The sequence below is a fragment of the Pedobacter cryoconitis genome (assembly GCF_014200605.1).
GTDB classification, from domain to species: Bacteria; Bacteroidota; Bacteroidia; order Sphingobacteriales; family Sphingobacteriaceae; genus Pedobacter; species Pedobacter cryoconitis_B.
Genome location: NZ_JACHCE010000006.1, coordinates 17,861 through 38,515, shown reverse-complemented (window position 1 = coordinate 38,515; position 20,655 = coordinate 17,861). Strand labels below are relative to the sequence as shown.

Below are 20,655 nucleotides of genomic sequence, written 5' to 3'. Positions count from 1 at the left end.
TCACAATAAGTTTTTTTGTGCTACAAACGCAGATCAACTACAACTGCAGGATCATCATAGTAAAGATCATCATCAAACACGATTCTGTTATAACCGCTGCCTACAAATTTTACAGTAGTATAGTCTATATTATTATCAGTCCATAATGATACTGTAATTAAAGGAAGAGTGTGATTATAAGGTATTGACTGAAATCCTCGTACATGGTAACTTTGAAAATCAAACCCACTTTGAATCTTAATCAGGCAATTGTCGCAGGAAACTTCAAATCTATAATCAGAATAAGGGCCGTCGGTTACTTTTATACAGGAACTAAACAGGGAACAAATTAAAAAAATGGGCAGTAGCTTAATCATTGGATAGTCTTAAATAACAAAGATAATTATTTAATTTTTAATTAGCTAACTGTCTGTTAATTCTTGTTCTTTTCTGACAGGTTTTATATGCTTATGGAATAAAACACATATTTCATTTTAAAATGAAATATGTGTTTTATCAATAGATTATCTTTGGAAATGGAACTCGAAAACCTGGTGCATATAGCCGGATTGATAGGTGAGCCTGCACGGATCAAAATGTTGTGGGTATTATTAGATGGCAGGGCGTATACCGCAACAGAATTATCTTTATTTGCAGATGTATCTCCTCAAAGTGCAAGTGCACATCTGAGCAAGATGGTGCAGGCTAATCTGTTGAAGGTTAGCTGTCAGGGCAGACATAAGTATTTTAGTTATGGAAGGGACGAAGTCGCTTATGCAGTAGAAGCGATATCAAATCTGGTTCCGCTGCAAAAAGAAAAGATAGTACCGCTTATTAAAGATATTCCTTTTGAATATTGCAGAACCTGCTATGATCATATTGCAGGGACAGCAGGTGTGGTTATAATGGACAGCTTATTAATATCCGGATACCTTGTTGAAAAAGATCAGGTTTATGATTTAACAGATAAAGGTGTTGTTTTTTTTAAGGCATTTGGTATTGATACTGATGTATTGCTCCGGCAAAAACGCCCTTTTGCAAGACCATGTCTTGACTGGAGTGAGCGTAGATCTCATTTGGCAGGGTCATTGGCTACTGCTATTTTAAAAAAGGCAATTGCAGAAGACTGGATGCGGAAAGTCGGGAATTCACGTGTTTTGACAATTACTTCAAAAGGGCAATTAGCCTTATATGAGGCTTTAGGGATAAAAATTTAAGAATAATATAGAAAGAGGGATTTTTATAAAATATATGGCTGCTAAAACAATTGCTTATTTAACAGATGCCCATTTGGGCCAGAGAATTATTTTCGAAAAGGACACTCATTCGCAAACTATGCGATACGATAATAATTCAAAGGAAAATAAAGACCATTTGACTTTTATTTTGGAAGATATAGCGAAAAATGGAATTAATGAACTCGTATTTGGAGGTGATATTGGTACTAAAGAAATGAATCAATGGTTCTTTGATGTTGTTAATTCTTTTGATATCAATTTATTAATGGTTTTAGGAAATCATGATACCTATGCAGAGGTCAGCAAATATTATAGACATAACCATACTAACGAATTGTATTATACACTGGAAGACGATTATTTTAAATATCTATATCTTGATTCTTCGTCTAATTCTGTTAGTAAAAGTCAGTTTAACTGGTTAAAACAAGAACTGAGTAGCACAAAAAAGCTAGTCATTTTTATACATCATCCCATTCTGGAAATAAAGACTCCGCTGGATAGCATTGGTGCTGCTTTAAATGGGAGAGCAGAAATACGGGATGTTTTATTGGGATTAGAAAAAGAAATTATCATTTTCTGCGGACACTATCATATGACTGATGAATTAACAGTGGGAAATATCCGGCAGTATTCGTCCCCGGCATGTTCCTATCAGATAGAGAAAGAATCTGATGTCATTGAAATTGATAGTTCAGTATTCGGATATAGATTGATCAGGATTGACGGCAATGCGCTAAGCACTGATGTAAAGTTATTTACACGAAATAATTTAACTGAAAATCCGGTCGGATCAGCACAAAACAACTGAGCAGGGGAGTTGCCCGATAAACATTAACAATTGCTGAATACGCTTACAATATTAAATATAAATACTATTGTAAGCGGAAAGCGAGTTGTTACAAATGGATAATTTATCAGATTAAGAGCAGAATAAAACGCCCAAAACGATGAATGCCCATACACCAATGTAGAAGAAGCCTAAAAGGGCTGGTATTGCGTTATCTTTCATGTCTTTTTTTTATTAGATAGCAAACATAAAAAATATTTATAGAATAATATTATTCTGTATTAGTTATTTTCAAATTGACGAAATCACCTTTCAAGCCATATGTCCATAATCCGAGCATACCTTTTTGTATCTTATTTAGTCTTTTAACATGGAGAGATATTGCTGAAGAATGATTTACATATACTGAAATCTCATCTTTGTCAATTACAATTTTTGCGTGGAACCAGTCCTTTGCCAATGGAAAAGGTTTGGTTGCATGCTCATAAACCAAAGGAAATTCATCTCTGAGTTTTTCCCAGGGATAATCAGGATGACTAATATATTGTACCGTGTGATTTCGTCTGATCTCATCTGTTGACTGAAAATTGAACGGACGAAAATATACAGCCTCATATGTCGTGGTATCAGGCCCGATAGCTATACCTAAAAAACTTTGCTGAAAAATATCTTTGCCCCTTAAATCTATATCAATTGTTCCGGTTGAAAACTCAGTGTCGCCCAGCCAGACAATTCCATTAGCAGATACGCCGTGCATAGGATGATCTTCAATAAGAGTTACACTTTGTTTAGCATCAAACAGTAATTTATGCTGTTTGAGTGCTGTACTTAAATCATAATTAATATTTTGCTGCGCAACACAAGTTCCTGCAGAGAAGAAAAAGATAAAGAAGATTTTGAAGTAATAATTTCCGTTCATAGGTGTTGATTTTTAACTTTAGCCAAAACTGGGAAAATCATTGACAAAAGAAGCGGAATAGGCGTTCAACTTGGTTCAAGTTCATTCAATGATGTTTTTTATCCCGAATTGTTCTATCCTGTAAATTAAATGAAAGAAGAAAAAGAGTATTTGCATTTATGCAGACAACAAATTGAACAATTAGTAAATTGGGGTGACAGTGATTCCTGGGGAAGCGAAGAATATGAGGAACTTAGAGCTAAAATATTCGAAAAGACTCAGGTACAATTAAGCATATCCACCTTGAAAAGGATCTGGGGGAAAGTAAGGTATCAGAGTTTCCCTGCTATGGTTACCTTAAATGCATTGGCACGTTACGCCGATTATAAGAGTTGGAGAGATTTCAAATTACACCATGTTTTAAATCATCCTATCAGTGAAGCACTGGTGACTGCTAGCAATGAAGCACCGTTGCCTGCATTGAATAAAGAAAGTGTATTGAGGCCATTATTCAGCTATTCTTATAAAAATCTATTAGGTATTGCCGGTCTTTTGATTTTTTGTACGGTTCTTTTCTGGGGCCTGAGCAATAAAAATAGTACCAGGGTCAGCACTTTTGCAAGTAGAAAATTAACGGACGATTTGCCCAATTCCGTTGTATTTAATTTTCATATTTCAGCTTCAGATAAAGACAGTATTTACATCCAGCAATCATGGGACCCGGCACGCCGTGAAAAAATATCCTCTAATGATAGTGTACACACTTCTATTTACTATCATCCAGGCTATTTTTTAGCTAAATTAATAGTGAATGATTCTATTCAAAAAGAAACAGCTGTTTTTATCAAAACCAAAGGCTGGAAAGGCATTATTGATAAAAATCCGGTTCCTGTTTATTTATCAGATAAAGAAATCAGGCATCCTGGATATATGGGGGTAACAGGTACTTTATTAGCACAGAAAACCGGAACAGTAGTCTTTAATAATACCTGGGTGAAATTCTCAAACGTTAAAGAATATGAAGGTATTGATGCCAGAAATTTCACCTTAAGTGCAAGACTGAGAAATACATCTGCGCTGGAACAGGCTGTTTGCCGAAGAACAAATATTGTTATTTTAGGTAAAGGAAAGGCAATTATAATACCATTGGCTAATATAGGGTGTACTGCTGATATTGGATTACTGGCGGGTGAAAAATGGATTACTGGCAAAACTACCGATATGAGTGCTTTTGGATGTGATTTTGGAAGTTTTCAAGACCTGAGATGTGAGGTTAAGCATAAAAAAATAACAATATATTTGAATGATAAACAGATTTTCAGTACCTCACAAGAACAGGATTTGAAAGAGATTGTGGGGCTCCGTGTAGAATTTGAAGGTGCTGGCGAGGTGAAAAATATCGAATTGGAAACACCTGGTGCGAAGCGCTATCAAGAACAGTTTAAATAAAATAACTATTTTAAATTATGCAATACAGTGCGCTGCCCGAAATGATCAAAACAACGCTTCAAAAAAGTAAGGTAGAAAAGCTAGCTGAAATTGCAGCCTGTAAAACCTTTTCAGTTGAAGAATTAATTGATTTAACTTTTCATGAGGATAAGCAAATGGGGTTCAGGGCAGCATGGATATTAGAAAATATATATACTTTACATCAGGAAAGGTTCTTACTGTCTGCCGGATATTTTCTAACTAAGTTTCCCCTGCAAAATAATATGTCAGCACGCAGGCATTACAGTAAGATTTTGGCGTTGATGACCAAAAAAAATGCATCCTTAGAGATAAAAAATATCATAATAGATTCCAATACTGGAATTCTGGCAGAGATTGCTTTTAGCTGGCTTATTGACAAGCAGGTTCCTGTCGCAATCAAATCACATTGTTTGAATATTTTAGCTAATCTAAGTATACAGCATAGCTGGATTAAAGATGAACTGACTCAAACAATGGATTTCCTCATTGATAAAGAAAGTATCGGATTTTATGCAAAAGTCAAACAGATCAGAAAGGAATTGACCAGGTAATAATTAATCCTGGTTCCGGTTAAATACTATATGGTAAAGCAGTCATTCTCTTTAATTAGCCGAAGCGTGTGGTAATGACAGATTTTTTTCCTTCTTTCGTAACTCAGGTGTTTGATTAATTTGTACTGTTCATCTGTGAATAATGTATGCTCTGCTAAAATTTTAATAAGTTTGTTCCATTTGAATATATCACTTATTGTTGTGAAATTTTTCTCACTTACTATTAAGTAAGATGTTTTGGCGAAATTTGCCAGACATATATAGTTCACTACCATAAGTAAACGACTATCGGTATGATCCCCTAAGTATATGATAGCTGAATTATTGATATCTTTTGTTCCCTTATCGAGAATGTGCAACTGTTCATCATTGAAAATTGAGGAATAAAATATAAAATCTGTATAAAACTTATCACTTAGAGATAAGTCATTCTCAACAGAATCAATAGAAATGTTGTACTTATTTCTAAAGTAATTATTAAGCCAGGCAGACATAATTGTTCCATAATCAGGATCTCCAAAATATCCGCTTGTTTGAAATCCACGATTAGATTTTGGATGAAATCCTGTGATATTGGTTTCAATCACATAATGTTCATTTTTATCAGTCAGACCAATATCCCATCCCATTAAAGTACCATTCATAATGGCATTGGGTAGTTTTTTCAGAATCATTTTTACAAACTCTTCTGCAGGATAGCTACCTGATAAATCCTGGCCTTCAGTTATAGAAGTAAGACCAGGTATCAGATCTTTCTGGAATGTGTGAATTCTGAATTCTTTTTTAAAGTTTAATCTTTTCTGCAGAATCCATTCCTCATCATGATCATGTTTTTTATGATAGAAATTGATAATCTCATTTAATTCTGATGTTCTGTCAAAATTATTATCCCGGCCGGAGCTATCCCCCAGGGCAGACTTAATAAAAAAGCCAGCTTCACATATTTCTTTAATTTTTTGGACTCCATCAGGTTCATTTAATAGTTTAGAAAGACTAATAGTTTTAGCCATACAGCCAGGAATATAGTAATTTAAGACCTGATATTGCCAGTATTTGTGCTCAAGCCTCCATTGAAAAACGCGATGCTCATCGATATTCAATTTCTTTAGAATAGACCTGATAAAGAGTATTCCAATATTTCCTGACAGGTTTGATTGTAAAACCGGATCACGCCATAGTTCAAATGTTTCATATTCAGATTTCTTCTCTATAGTTTGAGATTCAGTATGCTCAATTTCGAATATTATCTTTTCTAACGTGCTGTCATTTTCCATATATCTGATGAAATTACCTATTAATACCTGGCGTAAAAAGGGTCATAGGTTACAAAATTTTTATAAATTATATTTTAAGCAGTAGTTTATGCATACTGGCATTTCAATCTTTGTATAGTCCTTTTTAGTACATTTATGCCATGTTGAATAGGATGAAGCTGAATTCGCCTGTATTTTTAATTAAACCATCAATATGAATAAGTGTGAATGGGGAAAGTTCCAGTAAGACAGATTAATGTAACCCGGAAAGTTAATTTAACCCAGAAAGAACCGGTTTTTTCTGACAACTTCAGCATACGTGATATTGGCGGTTTATTAGCTGAGGGCGATATGCTCCAGGAACTTCACAGACATGATTTTTTTTACATTCTTTTTTTAGAGAAAGGGAAAGGTGATCACATTATAGACTTTAATTCTTATACAATCTGTGACCATTCCGTTTTTGTTATGCGCCCTGGCCAGGTACATTCGCTCTTGCTCAAAGCAGAAAGTACCGGATACCTGATACAATTCGTGCCTGATTTCTATAATTCTGGTGATAAGTTATCAAATCAGTTATTACGTAAAGCAAGTAAGCTGAATTGTTACCCGCTCAGTGCGGATAGCACATCAAAGATACAAGTTGTGTTAAATTATATTTTTCAGGAATATATGAGTAAACAGGAAGGATATCAGGAGGTCATAAAAGCTGGTCTGAATATTTTTTTTATCGAAATGGTGCGGCAGCAGCAGTACAGTAAGGTTCCTTTTAAAGAATCCAGCCCTTATATGCAGGAACGACTTGATGAATTTCTGCAACTTTTAGAAACTCATATCCTTAGTCATAAGCAGGTATCTCAATATGCAGAGATGTTAAACCTGTCCAATTATCAGTTGAACACGATCACTAAAACTACTCTTGGGAAAACGTGTTCACAGCTTATCAATGAATATGTTATTCTGGAATCGAAAAGGTACATTCTTGCTACATCTGATCAGGTGAATCAGCTGGCATATCATTTGGGGTTTGAAGATGTATCTTATTTTATCAGGTTTTTCAAAAAACATACTGGATACTCACCAGAGGCATTTAGAAATAATTGAGATATTATCCTGTTAAACTACATTTTTGTCCTATTCTGATTTTGCTGCGGAGGGTATTTTTGAACTCAATAACAGTTTAATTAATTATCATTTAAATCTTATTAAATATGAGTCAGAAATGGGATGAAAGGTATCAGAATCAGGAATTTGCTTACGGTAAAGATCCGAATGTGTTTTTTAAAGAGTGGCTGGAAAAATCTGAACCTGGATCTATATTGATGCCAGCCGATGGAGAAGGGCGTAATGGGGTATTCGCAGCGCGGCTTGGATGGAAGGTTACCTCATTTGATCTGAGTGTACAAGGACGCACCAAAGCATTGCAGCTTGCCAAAGAAAACAGTGTTACTCTGGATTATATTGTTGTTGATTTAAAAAATATTCAGTTCGAAAAGGAAGCATTTGATGCTATAGGAATGATATATGCACATTTTTCAGCAGAAGATAAATCTGCATTTCACAGCAAATTACATACATATCTTAAGCCAGGTGGGCTGGTTATTTTTGAAGCTTTTAGCAAAAAACATCTGGAGTATATTGAGCTTAATCCAAAAGTTGGAGGTCCGGGAGAGATAGATATGCTGTACTCCAAATCAGAAATAATGGCTGACTTTAAAAATTATGAAGTATTAATGCTGGAGGAAGAAGAAATTCTTTTAAATGAAGGTAAGTATCATATTGGAAGAGGTTCTGTAATCAGGTTTGCGGGACGAAAAGCCGGAATCAGGATTCCATAGTCTGGTATAATTCCCGATAATGGCTAATCAGGTCATTCAGTGTAAATCCACGGTTTAAGCCACTTGGGTTAGGCAAGATCCAAACTATCGCTCCGCAAAAATCGTCGGGCTGATAGCCCCATGAAACCTGCTTTTTTCCAGAAAAAGCCATATAGGCAGCTTTACCCAGGAATGCAATATATCTAGGTTTGAAATGGGTTATTTTGGTTTTAAATATTTCAATAGAATTATTAAACTCATCTTTTGAAAGCTCGTCAGCCCGCGCTGTTGCCCTGGCTACAGCTGTAGTCAGGCCATAACCTAAATCCAGAATAGTGGTCTCATTTACAGGTTCAATTTGAGAAGGCGTAAAGCCTGCCTGATGTAAAACTTTCCAGAAGCGATTGCTGCGTCCGGAGAAATGATGTCCGTCTGAAGCTGATTTTAAGCCAGGATTGATCCCGCAAAAAATGACTTTCAGGTCTGTGCTAATCAAATCAGTTAACATGGATGAGGGGTATTTTTATAAGTGAATCTTTGATTGACACTGTAAAGGTAATAGAGTTTTGAGGTGAATTGATAAAGAAATGGAGTCAGGATAAAAAATGTGATACAGGTCACCTAATCACCTGAAATTTCCTGTCGTAATTTGTGATGTAAATTAAAATATATCATAAAAATGAAAACGACAGATAATCCCATCAATATGCCCGCGCTTGGGTTCGGAACATTGATTCCCGATGCTGCTGCAACAATAAACGCTACCAGAAACGCACTAAAAGCTGGATTCAGACATTTTGATTGTGCAGAAAGATATAGAAACGAGCGTGAGGTAGGAGAGGCCTTACAGGCTGGGCTTGCAGCTGAAGGCCTTACCCGTGAAGACATCTTTGTGACCACCAAATTATGGAATTCCAATCATCGTCCCGAGCGTGTCGAAGCAGCTTTTGACGCAAGTCTGAACAGATTAGGGCTAACTTATCTGGACCTTTATCTCATTCACACTCCATTTGCATTTCAGCCGGGAGAAGAGCAGGACCCCAGAGATCAGGATGGCAATGTAATTTACGACCGGGAGGTGACTTTATCTGAAACCTGGAACGCGATGGAGCGCCTGGTAGATAGTGGCAAATGCCGGGCTATCGGTTTATCTGACATCAGCCTGAAAGAATTGTTGCCTATCTATGAATCGGCGAGAATCAAACCAGCTGTTGTTCAGGTCGAATCACATCCTTATCTGCCAGAAACAGAGCTTTTGGAATTCTGCAAAGAGAAAGGTATTGTTTTTTTGGCTTTTGCACCACTAGGTCATGGAATAAAATCCGGACCGCTTGAAGATCCGGTTATTTTGTCAATAGCCGCACGAGTTGGAAAGACACCCGCTCAGGTGCTTTTAGCCTGGGCATTACAACGGGGAACGGCTTTACTGACTACCCCCAAAACTGCGGACCGCGCAAGGGAGAATTTTGATATTTCTTTCCTGCCGGAAGACGCCTTTAATGAAATCAATCAGATTCAAACCAGAAAGAGATTCAATGAAGTGGTAAAAACTGGTGTACCGGGATTCATTGCAAAAGGTAATTGAACTTGAAAATCAAAGGATTTTTGAAATATCTATAGTATGTTTGAAAATAATTTGATACGAACTGTTTTTATCTGCTAACAATCCATGTGAATGAGAAAGTGTTTAACATTATTTTTAGTCTTTTTTTTATTTCAGGCCCATGCGCAATCGGTAAGTAACTATCTGGAAAAAATCAGGAGTAACCCTGCAAAGCTTACTGCCTTCTTTTCACAGATGCCAAAGGGGGGCGATCTTCACCATCATTACAGCGGCTCCGTTTATGCAGAAAGCTTCATTGATTATATTATTAAAAAAGACTATTTCATAAACCGGGAAACACTGGAAATAGCTGAAAAGAAACCATCAAATGATAAAAACTGGACTAAATTCAGTTCTCTGGAAAAAGATGGGCAATCGGGTGAATATAAATTCAGACTTTTAAAGAAGTGGTCTGTTAAAGACTATGATAACGTGAGTATTCCTTCCGACAAGCAATTCTTTGAGACTTTCCAGAATTTTGATATTGCAAGTGAGAAGGATTTAGACTCTGGGCTACTGGAAATAAAAAACAGAGCAGTCAAAGAGCATGTCAGCTATATAGAAACTATGCTTGCCTCTGTGAAGTGTGAGCGTACAGATGACCTGAGTTTACAGTTTGATCCGAAATTTCACACCGTTCTTCTGCAGAAAGATGAACGGCACTGTCAGGCGCTGCTGGATACACTCTATGGTCAGCTCATGAAAAAAAACATCATTGCCTGTGCAGACAACTTCAGTGTAAACACGATTAACAAATTACATAATTCCCTGCATATCGATGATGATTCATTTGTGATGCGCTACCAGACCTATACGGTAAGAATTTTAGAAGCCAGTGAAGTTTTCAAAAGATTGTTGCTGGCTTTTGACGCCGCGAGTAAAAACCCGCTTATAGTTGGTGTGAACATCCTTTCTCCAGAAAATAATGACGTAGCCATGCGAGACTACTGGTTGCATATGCAGATGTTCAACTATTGTCACAAAAAGTACCCAGCGGTTAAATATACCATGCATGCAGGCGAACTTACATTGGGGCTGGTTAAGCCCGAAGAATTAACCTGGCATATTAGTTCGGCTGTTTATGATGCAGGTGCTTCGCGTATCGGGCATGGGGTAGATATGCCCTATGAAGCAAATAGTTATGCGCTAATGAACTACATGAGAGAAAAGGGGATAGCTGTAGAGATAAACCTGTTCAGTAACGAATTTATTTTGAAAGTGAAGGGTAACCGTCATCCGGTAACGCTTTATAATGAATTTAATGTACCTATCGTCATCAGTTCGGACGATGCCGGGGTGCTGAGAACTAATCTGACTGATCAATATGTTTTGCTGGCCGGCAGGTATCCGGAATTTACTTATGATGATATTAAAAAAATCATTTATAACAGTATCAATTATTCTTTTATCAAGGAACCAGCAGTGAAGAAAAAATTACTGGTTAAGCTGGACCGTGATTTTACAGCATTTGAAAAACTCATTATCAATACACAGCACACGAAGAAAAATAATCACTAATTTCGCTTCATGGTAAAGCAATTAAAGATCGGACTTCTTCTGTTTTGTACATTGGCTGCGGGATGTAGTAAAAATAATAATTCAGCGCCGGATACTCCGGACAATGTCGTTGTAGCTGGTGGTAAAAAAGGAGCTGATTTCAATGTGAATAACCAGAACGGTACGTGGTGGGGGAATATTATTAATCTTCAAAGCCACTGGTATTACACCTGGGGTACAGATCTTCCGTTACAGTCTGCCCCTCAAAATTGTGAATTTGTACCTATGTTCTGGGGTAAATCAAATGTCAGTGATGCCAATATCGCTTATGCGAAACAGCTTGGTGTACAGGGAAAAGCAAAGTTTATCCTGGGATTTAACGAGCCTGATCTGGGTGATCAGTCAAATATGTCTGTACAGGATGCCCTTGCTGCATGGCCTAAACTAGAGTCCATAGGCTTGCCTTTAGGCAGTCCGGCAACGGCCTGGCCAACCAGACAATGGATGTACGATTTTCTGGATCAGGCGATTGCACAAAATAAACGTGTTGATTTTATCTGTGTACATATGTATGTAGGTACAGACGATGTAGCATTTGTTAAAGTCCTGCAGGATCTGCATGATAAGTATAAAAAACCAATCTGGATCACTGAATTTGCTACTGCGGCAAATGATGCGAATACTATGGCCCAGAACCCATATACACCAGAAATGGTCCTGGCTTTTATGCAAAGGTTATTGCCTAAACTTGAAGCACTGGATTATGTACAGCGTTACAGCTGGTTTTCGGGCTCACCAACCAGTGCCAGACTGTGGTCTTCTGCTTTGGTAGACGCGAATGGCAATCTGACAGCATTGGGTAAATGGTATTCATCTTATAAACCTAATACAGCTATCAAAAAATAATCTTGCTCCTATCAGTCCATATTTATTTTACCCGATATAATCTTTGACAACATTATGCGTACACATTCAAAAGAAACACAAAGTAGTTTAACACCTGATCTGGCACTTGACATTTTAAAAGAAGGAAACCAGAGATTCGTGAATAATCTGAAAGCAAACCGAAACCTTTTACAGCAGGTCAATGAGACTTCTGCCGGACAGTTCCCTTTTGCAACTATTTTAAGTTGTATGGATAGCCGTACTTCTGCAGAGTTGATTTTCGATCAGGGGCTTGGTGATATCTTCAGCATCCGGATTGCAGGAAACATTCTGAATGAGGATATTTTAGGCAGTATGGAATTTGCCACCAGGGTGGTTGGTACGAAAATAATCATTGTGCTGGGCCATACTAAATGTGGTGCTATCGTTGGGGCTTGTAATCACGTAAAAATGGGAAATCTTACTGGTTTACTGAACAAGATAATCCCGGCAATCGAAAGTGAGCAAATTACAAAGGAAGACAGAAATGGGTCAAATCCTTCATTTGTAAATAATGTCACTAAACTAAATGTACAATTAACAATTGAACGCATTAGAAATGAGAGTCAGATTGTAGCTGATTTGGAGCAGCAAAAGGATATTAAAATCATAGGGGCCGTTTATGATGTGGACAATGGAAAAGTAGACTTTTTTGAATAGCACAATGATTTAACAGATTAACTTGTACCCGATACTTCTTAAGTTCATGATCTGGATACCGGGTTCATCCTTTAGTAATTTCCTTAGGTGTGTCATAAATACATCCATACTTCTGGTATTGTAATAATTATCATCCCCCCAGATTTTGATTAGTGCCTCCTGCCGCTCTAAAACATCATTCTTGCGCAGGATCATCATCTCCAGTAAAGCACATTCTTTAAAAGAAAGCGCATGCTCACCAGATGAAGTAGTTAGTCTTTGCAGCACGGTATCCAGCCGGCAACCTGCAAAGGAATAGATGTTATTATTTTCAACTGGTTCACCAATTGTGTCTTTTCCGAAGCGCTGTAATAAGGCTTCCATCCGTATCAGTAATTCGTCCATGCTGAAAGGCTTTTTGAGATAGTCATTACCACCCGATTTAAAGCCTTTTACTACATCTTCGGGAAGTAGTTTTGCGCTTAAAAAGATGATAGGCAGATCGGCCTGGACCTTTCTGAGTTCTTTTGCAAGTGTATAGCCGTCTTTAGATGGCAGCATGATATCCAGAATACAGATGTCAGGTTTTAAAGAAAAGTAGGCATCCATCACCAGATCGCCATCTGCAATAACCTGAACTGTATAACCACTGCTTTTTAGTCCATCACTAACAATATGTGATAAAAAAGGTTCGTCTTCTACGTATAATACTTTAAAACTCATGATGCTAAGGGTAGGGTAATGATAAAACTGGTTCCATGTCCGGGTTCGCTTTTAACTTTGATTGTCCCGTTATGTTTTTCGATGATTTGTTTCACATAATGAAGTCCTAAACCCGACCCTTTGATGTTATGTATATTGCCCTGTTCCGGAACTCTGAAAAATCTTTCAAAGATCTTTTTATGATATATTTTGTCAATACCAGGTCCGTTATCTTTGAAACTCAACGTTACTTTTTCAGCGTCATATTTACAATTGATTTCTAAAAGAAGGTCCTTTCCGGAATATTTAAAGGCATTATCAATCAGGTTATAAAATATATTAGTCAGATGAACCGGGTCGCCATAAACAAAGCAAGGTTCTTCTAAAAGACTGAACCGGATATTTGCACTGCTGTTTTGTAACTGCAGCTGCATAGAATTGATCACTTGCTGTAATCCGGATTGTACATCATATAGTTCCAGGTTAAGGGGCTGTTCTGATTCACTTTCACTATTGCTATTCAACGCTTTTTCAACCATCAGATCTAGTCTTCGCATTTCATGCTGACTGATGTCAAGGTAGCTTTGCAGGGTTTCAGGATTATTGATCAGGTTGTATTTCTTGATCGATTCCATGGCTACCAGCACAGTTGCAATAGGTGTTTTAAGTTCATGAGTCATGTTACTGGTAAAATCCGCTTTTGCCGCCGCATATAATTCCTGACTTCGCAATAGTCTTATTATAAAATAGAAAGCTGTGCAGGTAAGCAATACCATGAGAATAGAAGAGGCTAAATAGTATCGCATTCTATACCATACTACAGTATTGATAGAAGCCAGGCTCAACTGGCATCTATAGATGTCCTGGATATTGTAGAGATAACTCCGGCTGGTAAATACTGGTTTAAACCCTGGCGGGACATCACTCCGAAATACTTTTGTCTTGTTGTAGGAATAGATGTTATAATAAGCTTTGGAGCTGATCCCAATTTTTTTTAAACCAGTGTTCACGTTTTTTTTCATTTCTACCAGAGACAGACTATCAATTAATCTCAGTTCTGCCGGAGTTCTTCCTGTACTGGTTACTACAGGCCTTTTGCGATTTTTTGGAATGCTGTCTTTTAAGTTTAAGCTCATCACTACTGCTGTGCTGTCACTGTCTACAATGATACTGGTAGACGTACGCATCCCCTGGATTTTCATGTTGTCAAAGGCCATACGCAATTGCTCCCATTGCGGGGAAAGAAAGAGTTGTTTAGCCAGCAAAAGGTTACCCGGATCTTTAAATATAGTGAGACTGTAATACATATTGGTCTGTGCAGTTCTGCTGACCAGGTGTTCTATTTCATCTTTGAGTTGTTTCTGCTGTGCATCAAAAAGTTGTTGCAGCCATACGACCTGAAGCCCGGCACTCAACAGTAATGAAAGTACGATCAGTATATAAGTATATTTTGCTTTGAGCCATTTCATAGGGTGAAGTTCCTCATAATTTATCTGCTACGGTCCTGTTAAGATACGATTTAACTCTATTTAACTCAACTTAACTTCCGTTTAGGAAGCGCTGGGGTAGGTTTGTGGTATAATTATATAACCATGAAAAATATACTTTATATTTTACTGATGTTCCTTCCTTTTCAGCTTTCTGCCCAGCAGAAATTAAGCGGAATAGTCAATGATGAACAAGGTAAACCGCTGGATGCAGCAACGATAACAATTTCGCAGAATGGCCAGGTAATCAGTAGTCAGCTGGCTGATCTGGGTAAGTTTATACTAACCGGTCTGAATCAATCCCCATATCAGCTTTCGGTTTCACTGCTGGGGTATAAACCTGCTTTACGTACTTTTAATCTGCCAAAAGATAGCCTTAATATCATGCTGCTGAGCGATAGCAAGCAACTGAAAGAAGTTGCAATTACTTATACCAAACCCACAGTTGAACGAAAAATAGACCGGGTTGTTTTTAATGTAGAAAATAGCATTATAGCCAGTGGTGGAACCGCATGGGATGCTTTAAATAAGGCACCGGGTGTAAAGACAACGAATGACGGTGGGGTTACAGCCAATAATAAAGGTGTTACGGTTTATCTGGATGGTAAACCAGTAAGATTATCCGGGGATGACCTTGCTGCTTATCTGCAAAGTATTCCTTCAGATAATATTTCAAAAATAGAGGTAATGCCTAATCCATCTTCCAAATATGAGGCACAGGGTGGTGCAGTGATCGATATTATTTCTAAAAAAATAAAATCAGATGGGTTTAATGCGGGCTTAAATACTGGTTACACCCGTGGCCAGTTAAACAGGTATACAGGTAGTGGAATATTTAATTACCGTAAAAATAAGCTGAATATTTTTGGTACTTATAGTTATAGTGACAGAGATATTAAACGCGATTTAAGTCAGTATACTATTTTTCAGACGCCATCTTCTTATGCGTACTGGGATATGAACAAAATCAGTATATCCGGTAGTAAAGTAAATAATTATACTGCTGGTGCAGATTATAATCTAACAGATAACCAGGTGGTTGGTGTGTTGGTTACCGGTAATAATTCTGTAAATACTGGTAGCAGTACCGCGCTAACCAATATTTATAATAATTATCATAATAGCCCTGATTCTGTACTCCATACCAATAGTACCAATGGTGGAAATGCCAATCAGTACAGTTTTAACCTGAACTATAAAGCTAAACTGGATAGTTCTGGCAAAAGTTTGAATGTGGATATGGATTATTCTCCTTATACCAGAAATAATACCCAGCTGCTGAATAACCTGACTTATCTGCCAGATGGAAGTTTAGGTTCTGCTCCTTATCATACCTCTTTTCCGGCTACTCAAAAGATAAATATATGGTCTGGAAAGATAGATTATGAGTATAAACCCGGTAAAATATGGTCGATGGAATCTGGTCTCAAATATACAAGTACTGTGAGTGAAAATCAGTTTGATTTTTACAATAATGCAGGGGCTGTTCCCGTATTGGACCCTTCTAAAAGTGACCAGTTCAAATATACTGAAAATACAGCTGCGGGTTATACGAGTATAACAGGGGCTTTTGGTAAGTGGAATTTTAAAGGAGGTTTACGTGCAGAGTATACAACAACCAAAGGATTATCTCTTTCTCTGGATTCTATCAACGTCAACAAGTATCTGCGGATATTTCCTACTGCATTTGTGACTTATAAAGCTTCAGAAAACAGCGAGTTTGGTTTTAACTATTCAAAAAGGATATTCCGCCCGGATTACAGACAGTTAAACCCTGCAAAAAGTTATTCAAGTCCATATAATTACTGGAGTGGCAATCCATTCCTGAGACCTGCTATTATCAATAGCTTTCAGTTGAGTTATACTTTACACCAGAATTATACTTTCTCTGGGGTGTATACTCAAATTAATGACCTTGCAAGTAATGTGACTGTTCAGGATAATGTAAACAAGACTTTTTATGATACGCAGCAAAATATTGGCAGTATCAAAGATCTCGGTACGGAACTTTCTTCAATTCACCATCCTGCATCGTGGTGGGAAATTAATAATACGGCACAGGGATATTTGAGGACTCAAAATTCAGATCAACCAGGAAATACTTATAATAACCGCCAGTTTTATTTTTATCTGAGAACTGATCATGCTTTTACAATTGATAAAAACAGCGGGTTGAAAGCCGAGTTAAGTGCCTGGTATAATAGTGCAGTAGAACAAGGGACATTGCGGATTGCTAAAACTTATGATTTAAGTACAGGTATCAGTAAACAGGTATTCAATAAACAGGGGACTATTAAATTTAGTGCTGCAGATTTGCTTTACAGTAACCCATACCGGATTTCAATTCATAATGAAGGCCAGAATAACGGTATTTATCAGAAAAATGACACGCGCACATTTACGGTAAGTTTTTCTTATAAACTAGGTAAAAATGTAACTGCAGCACGTCAAAGGACTACTGCGAGTGAAGAGGAGAGGAAAAGAGCAAATTAGTGCAATTTGATGTCATTGATAACTATAATCAGCAATGAGTTTGAATTTTAAATCAATGACTGAATTTTGCTTTGTATTCGGTTGGACTCAGACCAGTTATTTTCTTAAATATAGTTCTGAAAGCTTTTGCGTCAATGTAGCCGACCGAATACATAATCTCGTTAATATTTTTACTTCCGGTTTCCAATGCCCTTTTTGCAGCTTCTATCTTTATCTGCTGAATATAGTCAACAGGAGGAAGCTGGGTTGCCTTTTTGAACCTTCGTGAAAAATTAACCCTGTCCATATTACATTTGGCTGCGAGAAAATCAACGGTTATCTTTTCGCTGGTATTCAGTTCAATAAAATTCTGGATATCCCTGATAATTTCATCAGCATGGTTTTTAAGGCCTGTGAATATTTGAAACGGTGATTGTGAATGTCTTTCGATATCCAGCTGCATAAGTTTTGTACAGAAAAGGGCCGCTTCCCGGCCATTATGTTTTTCTACCAGGTAAAGGCACAGGTTAAAGGCAGACATAGCGCCGCCTGAGGTATATATCCCCTGATGGTCTGTAATTATTTTATCTGTTAGCAGTAGTGATTTAGGGAACATCTTTTTGAAAATAGCTTCTGCTCTCCAATGAGTTGAACATGGTTTACCGTCTAAAAGACCACTGGCTGCCAGTAAAAAGACACCAGAACAAAGGCTTGCTATCTCTGCTCCATTCTTGTACTGGTCAACTAACCATTTCAGGGTATCTGCATAATTTATTTCAGCATTTTCCTCGGGTTCAAATGCTGGAATAATGATACAATCTGTTTTTTTAATTTCGCTGGTACGCTTTAAAGAATGAAGTGAAAAAAATGAGTTTAGCATGGGCTGCTCAAATTCTTCTCCTACCAATTGGATCTTGTAGCAGGGAGGCTGCCCTTTTTCCTTTAAAAACTGATTGGCTTTTTCAAATACTTCAATGGCACCAAATAAGGAGGAGGGTTTCAACTGCCCACCGATCAGTAAAAAACTGATTTGTTTCATCTATTTATGTTTTTTCAGATAGGGCCTTTGATGATTCAAATAAATATTGCCTTGCGGGTTTAGTAATAACTTGAATCATTTCGGGTTTATAATTCAAAGATACCTGTATTGCTTTGCACAAACAACCCCTTAAATCGCCATATGTACACCCTGTTGTTATGCTGATCACAAAATAAATTTGCCTTCAATAAATACCTGATAATAAAATCAAATCAAAATGAAGTCTTTAAAAATTGAAATTAACCCTGGCCAGATTGAAGATCTAAAATCAAGGCTGCTTCAAACCCGTTGGCCAGATGAAATAGAAGATAGCAGCTGGGAGTATGGAACAAATCTGGCTTATCTAAAAGAATTATGTAATTATTGGGGCAATGACTTTTCCTGGCCTGAGCAGGAAAAGATATTAAATCAGTTCGATCATTTTAAAACTGAAGAGGAAGATATAAATCTGCATTTTATTTATCAAAAAGGTAAGGGTACAAAGAATCTGCCTATTTTGCTTATTCATGGCTGGCCCGATTCCTTTTATAGATTTATTAAATTGATTCCACTTTTAACTGATCCAGATGAAAACGGAGTTGCTTTTGATGTTGTTATTCCATCTATTCCGGGTTTTGGATTTTCCGATATTCCTAAAGAGGGTGGTATTGGCCCTGAAAAAATAGCTGGCCTGTTCAATAAATTAATGAAAAAAACACTTGGCTATAATAATTTTGCTATCCACGGAGGTGATTGGGGTGCGAGTATAGCAGCTCAAATGGCTATGCAGGGAGATAACAAGATAAGAGCGTTACATCTTACCAATATACCACCTGATTTATTTTTCACTGCTAATTTCGCTGAATTTGGTGAAGATGAAATGGCTTATTTGCAAACTGCTGACAAATGGCAAAAAACAGAAGGAGCTTATTTGGCTGTACAGGGTACTAAACCTCAAACATTAGCTTATGGCTTAAACGATTCTCCTGCGGGGTTAGCCGGCTGGATTATTGAAAAATTTAACAGCTGGAGTGATAATAATGGTCATATTGAACATAGTTTTACTAAAGATGAACTATTGACAAATCTTTCAGTTTATTGGTTTAGCCAAACTGCTGGTTCTGCCGCAAGAATCTATTATGAGACTATGCATCAGCCGGCTATTGAAAGAACGGTGAAAATTGATACGCCAACATATTTTGCCATATTTCCAAAGGACTGCATACAAATTCCAGAAGCTTTTGGAAGACGGATATTCAATACAAAGAGCTGGAAAAACATGGATAGGGGTGGACACTTTCCTGCCTTAGAAACCCCGGATCTGCTGGCGAAAGATATACGTGATGCCTTGTCTGGTTTAAGATCGTAGGATTTCATCAATTAATGGTTTATTTTTACCCATAGAAAATAGAACAGCCGGAGAAGAAATCGCCGGCTGTTATACAAACCAAGGTTATTCATTTACATATGCCCGCATTTGCTGACGCGCAGATCCAAGACCCTCTATCCCGTATTCAATAATGTCACCTTCCTGCAAAAAACGCGGTGGTTTACAGCCAATACCAGAGCCTGAAGGAGAACCTGTAGAAATGATATCGCCAGGAAACAAGCCGAAAAACTCACTGGTATAACTGACCAGTTCATTTACAGGATAAATAAAATCTCGGGTATTGCCATTCTGCTTTAATTCTCCATTCAGTTTGAGCCATACATTCAGATTGTTGGTTGCTGGAAATTCATCACTGGTTACCAGGTATGGCCCTACCGGAGCAAAAGTATTGCAGCCTTTACCTTTATCCCATGTTCCTCCACGAAGTTTCATGTATGCCCTTTCACTGATATCATTGTGAAGTACATAGCCGAAAATATAATCTTCTGCATCACTGATTGTGACGTTAGTCCCTTTTTTGCCGATCACCACACCGAGCTCTGTTTCATAATCCGTTTGCAGGGAATCTTTAGGAATGGTTACCCCATCGAAGGGGCCGTTTAATGCTGATATTGCTTTAAGAAACAGTATCGGTTCGGCTGCGGCTTCAAATCCGGTTTCTCTGATATGATCTTTGTAATTTAGTCCAACGCATACGATTTTTGCCGGATTGGCCAGTGGTGTGCCTAGTCTTTCTCCCGGGGCAATGGCTTTCAGCTTACCCTTATCTTTTAAAAGTAGCTGCTCCAGCCGTTTAATGCCTCCCGAACCAATAAATTCGTTGGTATAATCTTCTCCCAGCGCAGTAACATCGTAGTGAATGTCCTGGATTAAGACCCCGGGTTTTTCATCACCCCGGGCTCCATGTCTGAATAATTTCATTTGTGT

The 20,655-nt window shown here is 37.6% G+C and carries 20 protein-coding genes; 12 read left to right on the top strand and 8 right to left on the bottom strand.

Annotated elements, in window-relative coordinates; all coding sequences use genetic code 11:
- Window positions 1–20: 20 nt before the first annotated feature.
- A complete protein-coding gene (locus HDE68_RS17800; RefSeq protein WP_183883581.1) occupies window positions 21–356 on the bottom strand; it encodes a hypothetical protein in 336 nt (111 codons plus the stop codon).
- 159 nt (window positions 357–515) lie between these two features.
- On the opposite strand from HDE68_RS17800, the gene HDE68_RS17795 reads away from it, so the two are divergent.
- Window positions 516–1,196, top strand: coding sequence for an ArsR/SmtB family transcription factor (locus tag HDE68_RS17795; RefSeq protein WP_183883580.1), 681 nt, complete (start codon window positions 516–518; stop codon window positions 1,194–1,196).
- A 34-nt stretch (window positions 1,197–1,230) separates the two neighbouring features.
- Window positions 1,231–2,028, top strand: coding sequence for a metallophosphoesterase family protein (locus tag HDE68_RS17790; RefSeq protein ID WP_183883579.1), 798 nt, complete (start codon window positions 1,231–1,233; stop codon window positions 2,026–2,028).
- A gap of 250 nt (window positions 2,029–2,278) precedes the next feature.
- Here the strand turns inward: HDE68_RS17790 and HDE68_RS17785 are convergent, their stop codons facing one another.
- Complete coding sequence (locus HDE68_RS17785) at window positions 2,279–2,926, bottom strand: hypothetical protein (protein WP_183883578.1); 648 nt, start codon at window positions 2,924–2,926, stop codon at window positions 2,279–2,281.
- A gap of 129 nt (window positions 2,927–3,055) precedes the next feature.
- On the opposite strand from HDE68_RS17785, the gene HDE68_RS17780 reads away from it, so the two are divergent.
- Complete coding sequence (locus tag HDE68_RS17780; RefSeq protein ID WP_183883577.1) at window positions 3,056–4,354, top strand: hypothetical protein; 1,299 nt, start codon at window positions 3,056–3,058, stop codon at window positions 4,352–4,354.
- A gap of 17 nt (window positions 4,355–4,371) precedes the next feature.
- Window positions 4,372–4,926 carry a hypothetical protein gene (locus HDE68_RS17775; RefSeq protein WP_183883576.1) on the top strand — a complete coding sequence of 185 codons (555 nt, stop codon included), beginning with the start codon at window positions 4,372–4,374 and terminating at the stop codon, window positions 4,924–4,926.
- 26 nt (window positions 4,927–4,952) lie between these two features.
- Here the strand turns inward: HDE68_RS17775 and HDE68_RS17770 are convergent, their stop codons facing one another.
- The gene (locus tag HDE68_RS17770) at window positions 4,953–6,200 is read right to left on the bottom strand and encodes a hypothetical protein (protein ID WP_183883575.1); all 1,248 of its coding nucleotides are present in this window, start codon (window positions 6,198–6,200) and stop codon (window positions 4,953–4,955) included.
- A gap of 207 nt (window positions 6,201–6,407) precedes the next feature.
- On the opposite strand from HDE68_RS17770, the gene HDE68_RS17765 reads away from it, so the two are divergent.
- A complete protein-coding gene (locus HDE68_RS17765) occupies window positions 6,408–7,283 on the top strand; it encodes an AraC family transcriptional regulator (RefSeq protein ID WP_183883574.1) in 876 nt (291 codons plus the stop codon).
- A 107-nt stretch (window positions 7,284–7,390) separates the two neighbouring features.
- Complete coding sequence (locus tag HDE68_RS17760) at window positions 7,391–8,017, top strand: class I SAM-dependent methyltransferase (RefSeq protein WP_183883573.1); 627 nt, start codon at window positions 7,391–7,393, stop codon at window positions 8,015–8,017.
- Here HDE68_RS17760 and mug read toward each other — a convergent pair.
- Window positions 8,004–8,504 carry a G/U mismatch-specific DNA glycosylase gene (mug, locus tag HDE68_RS17755; protein ID WP_183883572.1) on the bottom strand — a complete coding sequence of 167 codons (501 nt, stop codon included), beginning with the start codon at window positions 8,502–8,504 and terminating at the stop codon, window positions 8,004–8,006. The genes HDE68_RS17760 and mug overlap by 14 nt on opposite strands.
- A 171-nt stretch (window positions 8,505–8,675) precedes the next feature.
- Between mug and HDE68_RS17750 the strand changes: the two genes are divergently transcribed.
- From HDE68_RS17750 to HDE68_RS17735, 4 genes are all read left to right on the top strand, one after another.
- A complete protein-coding gene (locus tag HDE68_RS17750; protein ID WP_183883571.1) occupies window positions 8,676–9,581 on the top strand; it encodes an aldo/keto reductase in 906 nt (301 codons plus the stop codon).
- Window positions 9,582–9,671: 90 nt separating this feature from the next.
- Window positions 9,672–11,117 (top strand): adenosine deaminase, encoded by a 1,446-nt coding sequence (locus tag HDE68_RS17745; protein ID WP_183883570.1) that lies wholly within the window; start codon window positions 9,672–9,674, stop codon window positions 11,115–11,117.
- Between the two features lie 9 nt (window positions 11,118–11,126).
- Window positions 11,127–12,002: a glycosyl hydrolase gene (locus HDE68_RS17740; RefSeq protein ID WP_183883569.1), complete on the top strand. Its 876-nt coding sequence runs from the start codon at window positions 11,127–11,129 to the stop codon at window positions 12,000–12,002.
- A gap of 54 nt (window positions 12,003–12,056) precedes the next feature.
- Window positions 12,057–12,680 (top strand): carbonic anhydrase family protein, encoded by a 624-nt coding sequence (locus tag HDE68_RS17735; RefSeq protein ID WP_183883568.1) that lies wholly within the window; start codon window positions 12,057–12,059, stop codon window positions 12,678–12,680.
- A gap of 9 nt (window positions 12,681–12,689) precedes the next feature.
- Here the strand turns inward: HDE68_RS17735 and HDE68_RS17730 are convergent, their stop codons facing one another.
- Together HDE68_RS17730 and HDE68_RS17725 are read right to left on the bottom strand one after the other, a co-directional pair.
- Complete coding sequence (locus tag HDE68_RS17730; RefSeq protein ID WP_183883567.1) at window positions 12,690–13,382, bottom strand: response regulator transcription factor; 693 nt, start codon at window positions 13,380–13,382, stop codon at window positions 12,690–12,692.
- Window positions 13,379–14,830 (bottom strand): sensor histidine kinase, encoded by a 1,452-nt coding sequence (locus HDE68_RS17725; protein WP_183883566.1) that lies wholly within the window; start codon window positions 14,828–14,830, stop codon window positions 13,379–13,381. Before HDE68_RS17725 ends, HDE68_RS17730 begins: the two co-directional genes overlap by 4 nt.
- A gap of 123 nt (window positions 14,831–14,953) precedes the next feature.
- Here HDE68_RS17725 and HDE68_RS17720 point away from each other — a divergent pair, with 123 nt between their 5' ends.
- On the top strand, window positions 14,954–17,341 hold the full coding sequence (locus tag HDE68_RS17720; RefSeq protein WP_183883565.1) for an outer membrane beta-barrel family protein: 2,388 nt from the start codon (window positions 14,954–14,956) through the stop codon (window positions 17,339–17,341).
- Window positions 17,342–17,393: 52 nt separating this feature from the next.
- On the opposite strand, the gene HDE68_RS17715 is transcribed toward HDE68_RS17720, so the two are convergent.
- Entirely contained in the window at window positions 17,394–18,359 is a 966-nt protein-coding gene (locus tag HDE68_RS17715) for a GlxA family transcriptional regulator (protein WP_183883564.1), read from the bottom strand.
- Window positions 18,360–18,576: 217 nt separating this feature from the next.
- On the opposite strand from HDE68_RS17715, the gene HDE68_RS17710 reads away from it, so the two are divergent.
- A complete protein-coding gene (locus HDE68_RS17710) occupies window positions 18,577–19,707 on the top strand; it encodes an epoxide hydrolase family protein (RefSeq protein ID WP_183883563.1) in 1,131 nt (376 codons plus the stop codon).
- Between the two features lie 84 nt (window positions 19,708–19,791).
- Here the strand turns inward: HDE68_RS17710 and HDE68_RS17705 are convergent, their stop codons facing one another.
- Entirely contained in the window at window positions 19,792–20,649 is an 858-nt protein-coding gene (locus tag HDE68_RS17705) for a fumarylacetoacetate hydrolase family protein (protein WP_183883562.1), read from the bottom strand.
- Window positions 20,650–20,655 lie beyond the last annotated feature (6 nt).

What these genes read in the sequence shown, in the direction of transcription:
- HDE68_RS17705 (WP_183883562.1), bottom strand. Translation starts at nt 20,649, where the DNA reads ATGAAATTATTCAGACATGGAGCCCGGGGTGATGAAAAACCCGGGGTC.
- mug (WP_183883572.1), bottom strand. Translation starts at nt 8,504, where the DNA reads ATGTTAACTGATTTGATTAGCACAGACCTGAAAGTCATTTTTTGCGGG.
- HDE68_RS17780 (WP_183883577.1), top strand. Translation starts at nt 3,056, where the DNA reads ATGAAAGAAGAAAAAGAGTATTTGCATTTATGCAGACAACAAATTGAA.
- HDE68_RS17715 (WP_183883564.1), bottom strand. Translation starts at nt 18,359, where the DNA reads ATGAAACAAATCAGTTTTTTACTGATCGGTGGGCAGTTGAAACCCTCC.
- HDE68_RS17765 (WP_183883574.1), top strand. Translation starts at nt 6,408, where the DNA reads ATGGGGAAAGTTCCAGTAAGACAGATTAATGTAACCCGGAAAGTTAAT.
- HDE68_RS17730 (WP_183883567.1), bottom strand. Translation starts at nt 13,382, where the DNA reads ATGAGTTTTAAAGTATTATACGTAGAAGACGAACCTTTTTTATCACAT.
- HDE68_RS17790 (WP_183883579.1), top strand. Translation starts at nt 1,231, where the DNA reads ATGGCTGCTAAAACAATTGCTTATTTAACAGATGCCCATTTGGGCCAG.
- HDE68_RS17760 (WP_183883573.1), top strand. Translation starts at nt 7,391, where the DNA reads ATGAGTCAGAAATGGGATGAAAGGTATCAGAATCAGGAATTTGCTTAC.
- HDE68_RS17775 (WP_183883576.1), top strand. Translation starts at nt 4,372, where the DNA reads ATGCAATACAGTGCGCTGCCCGAAATGATCAAAACAACGCTTCAAAAA.
- HDE68_RS17750 (WP_183883571.1), top strand. Translation starts at nt 8,676, where the DNA reads ATGAAAACGACAGATAATCCCATCAATATGCCCGCGCTTGGGTTCGGA.
- HDE68_RS17745 (WP_183883570.1), top strand. Translation starts at nt 9,672, where the DNA reads ATGAGAAAGTGTTTAACATTATTTTTAGTCTTTTTTTTATTTCAGGCC.
- HDE68_RS17725 (WP_183883566.1), bottom strand. Translation starts at nt 14,830, where the DNA reads ATGAAATGGCTCAAAGCAAAATATACTTATATACTGATCGTACTTTCA.
- HDE68_RS17735 (WP_183883568.1), top strand. Translation starts at nt 12,057, where the DNA reads ATGCGTACACATTCAAAAGAAACACAAAGTAGTTTAACACCTGATCTG.
- HDE68_RS17785 (WP_183883578.1), bottom strand. Translation starts at nt 2,926, where the DNA reads ATGAACGGAAATTATTACTTCAAAATCTTCTTTATCTTTTTCTTCTCT.
- HDE68_RS17720 (WP_183883565.1), top strand. Translation starts at nt 14,954, where the DNA reads ATGAAAAATATACTTTATATTTTACTGATGTTCCTTCCTTTTCAGCTT.
- HDE68_RS17710 (WP_183883563.1), top strand. Translation starts at nt 18,577, where the DNA reads ATGAAGTCTTTAAAAATTGAAATTAACCCTGGCCAGATTGAAGATCTA.
- HDE68_RS17740 (WP_183883569.1), top strand. Translation starts at nt 11,127, where the DNA reads ATGGTAAAGCAATTAAAGATCGGACTTCTTCTGTTTTGTACATTGGCT.
- HDE68_RS17770 (WP_183883575.1), bottom strand. Translation starts at nt 6,200, where the DNA reads ATGGAAAATGACAGCACGTTAGAAAAGATAATATTCGAAATTGAGCAT.
- HDE68_RS17795 (WP_183883580.1), top strand. Translation starts at nt 516, where the DNA reads ATGGAACTCGAAAACCTGGTGCATATAGCCGGATTGATAGGTGAGCCT.
- HDE68_RS17800 (WP_183883581.1), bottom strand. Translation starts at nt 356, where the DNA reads ATGATTAAGCTACTGCCCATTTTTTTAATTTGTTCCCTGTTTAGTTCC.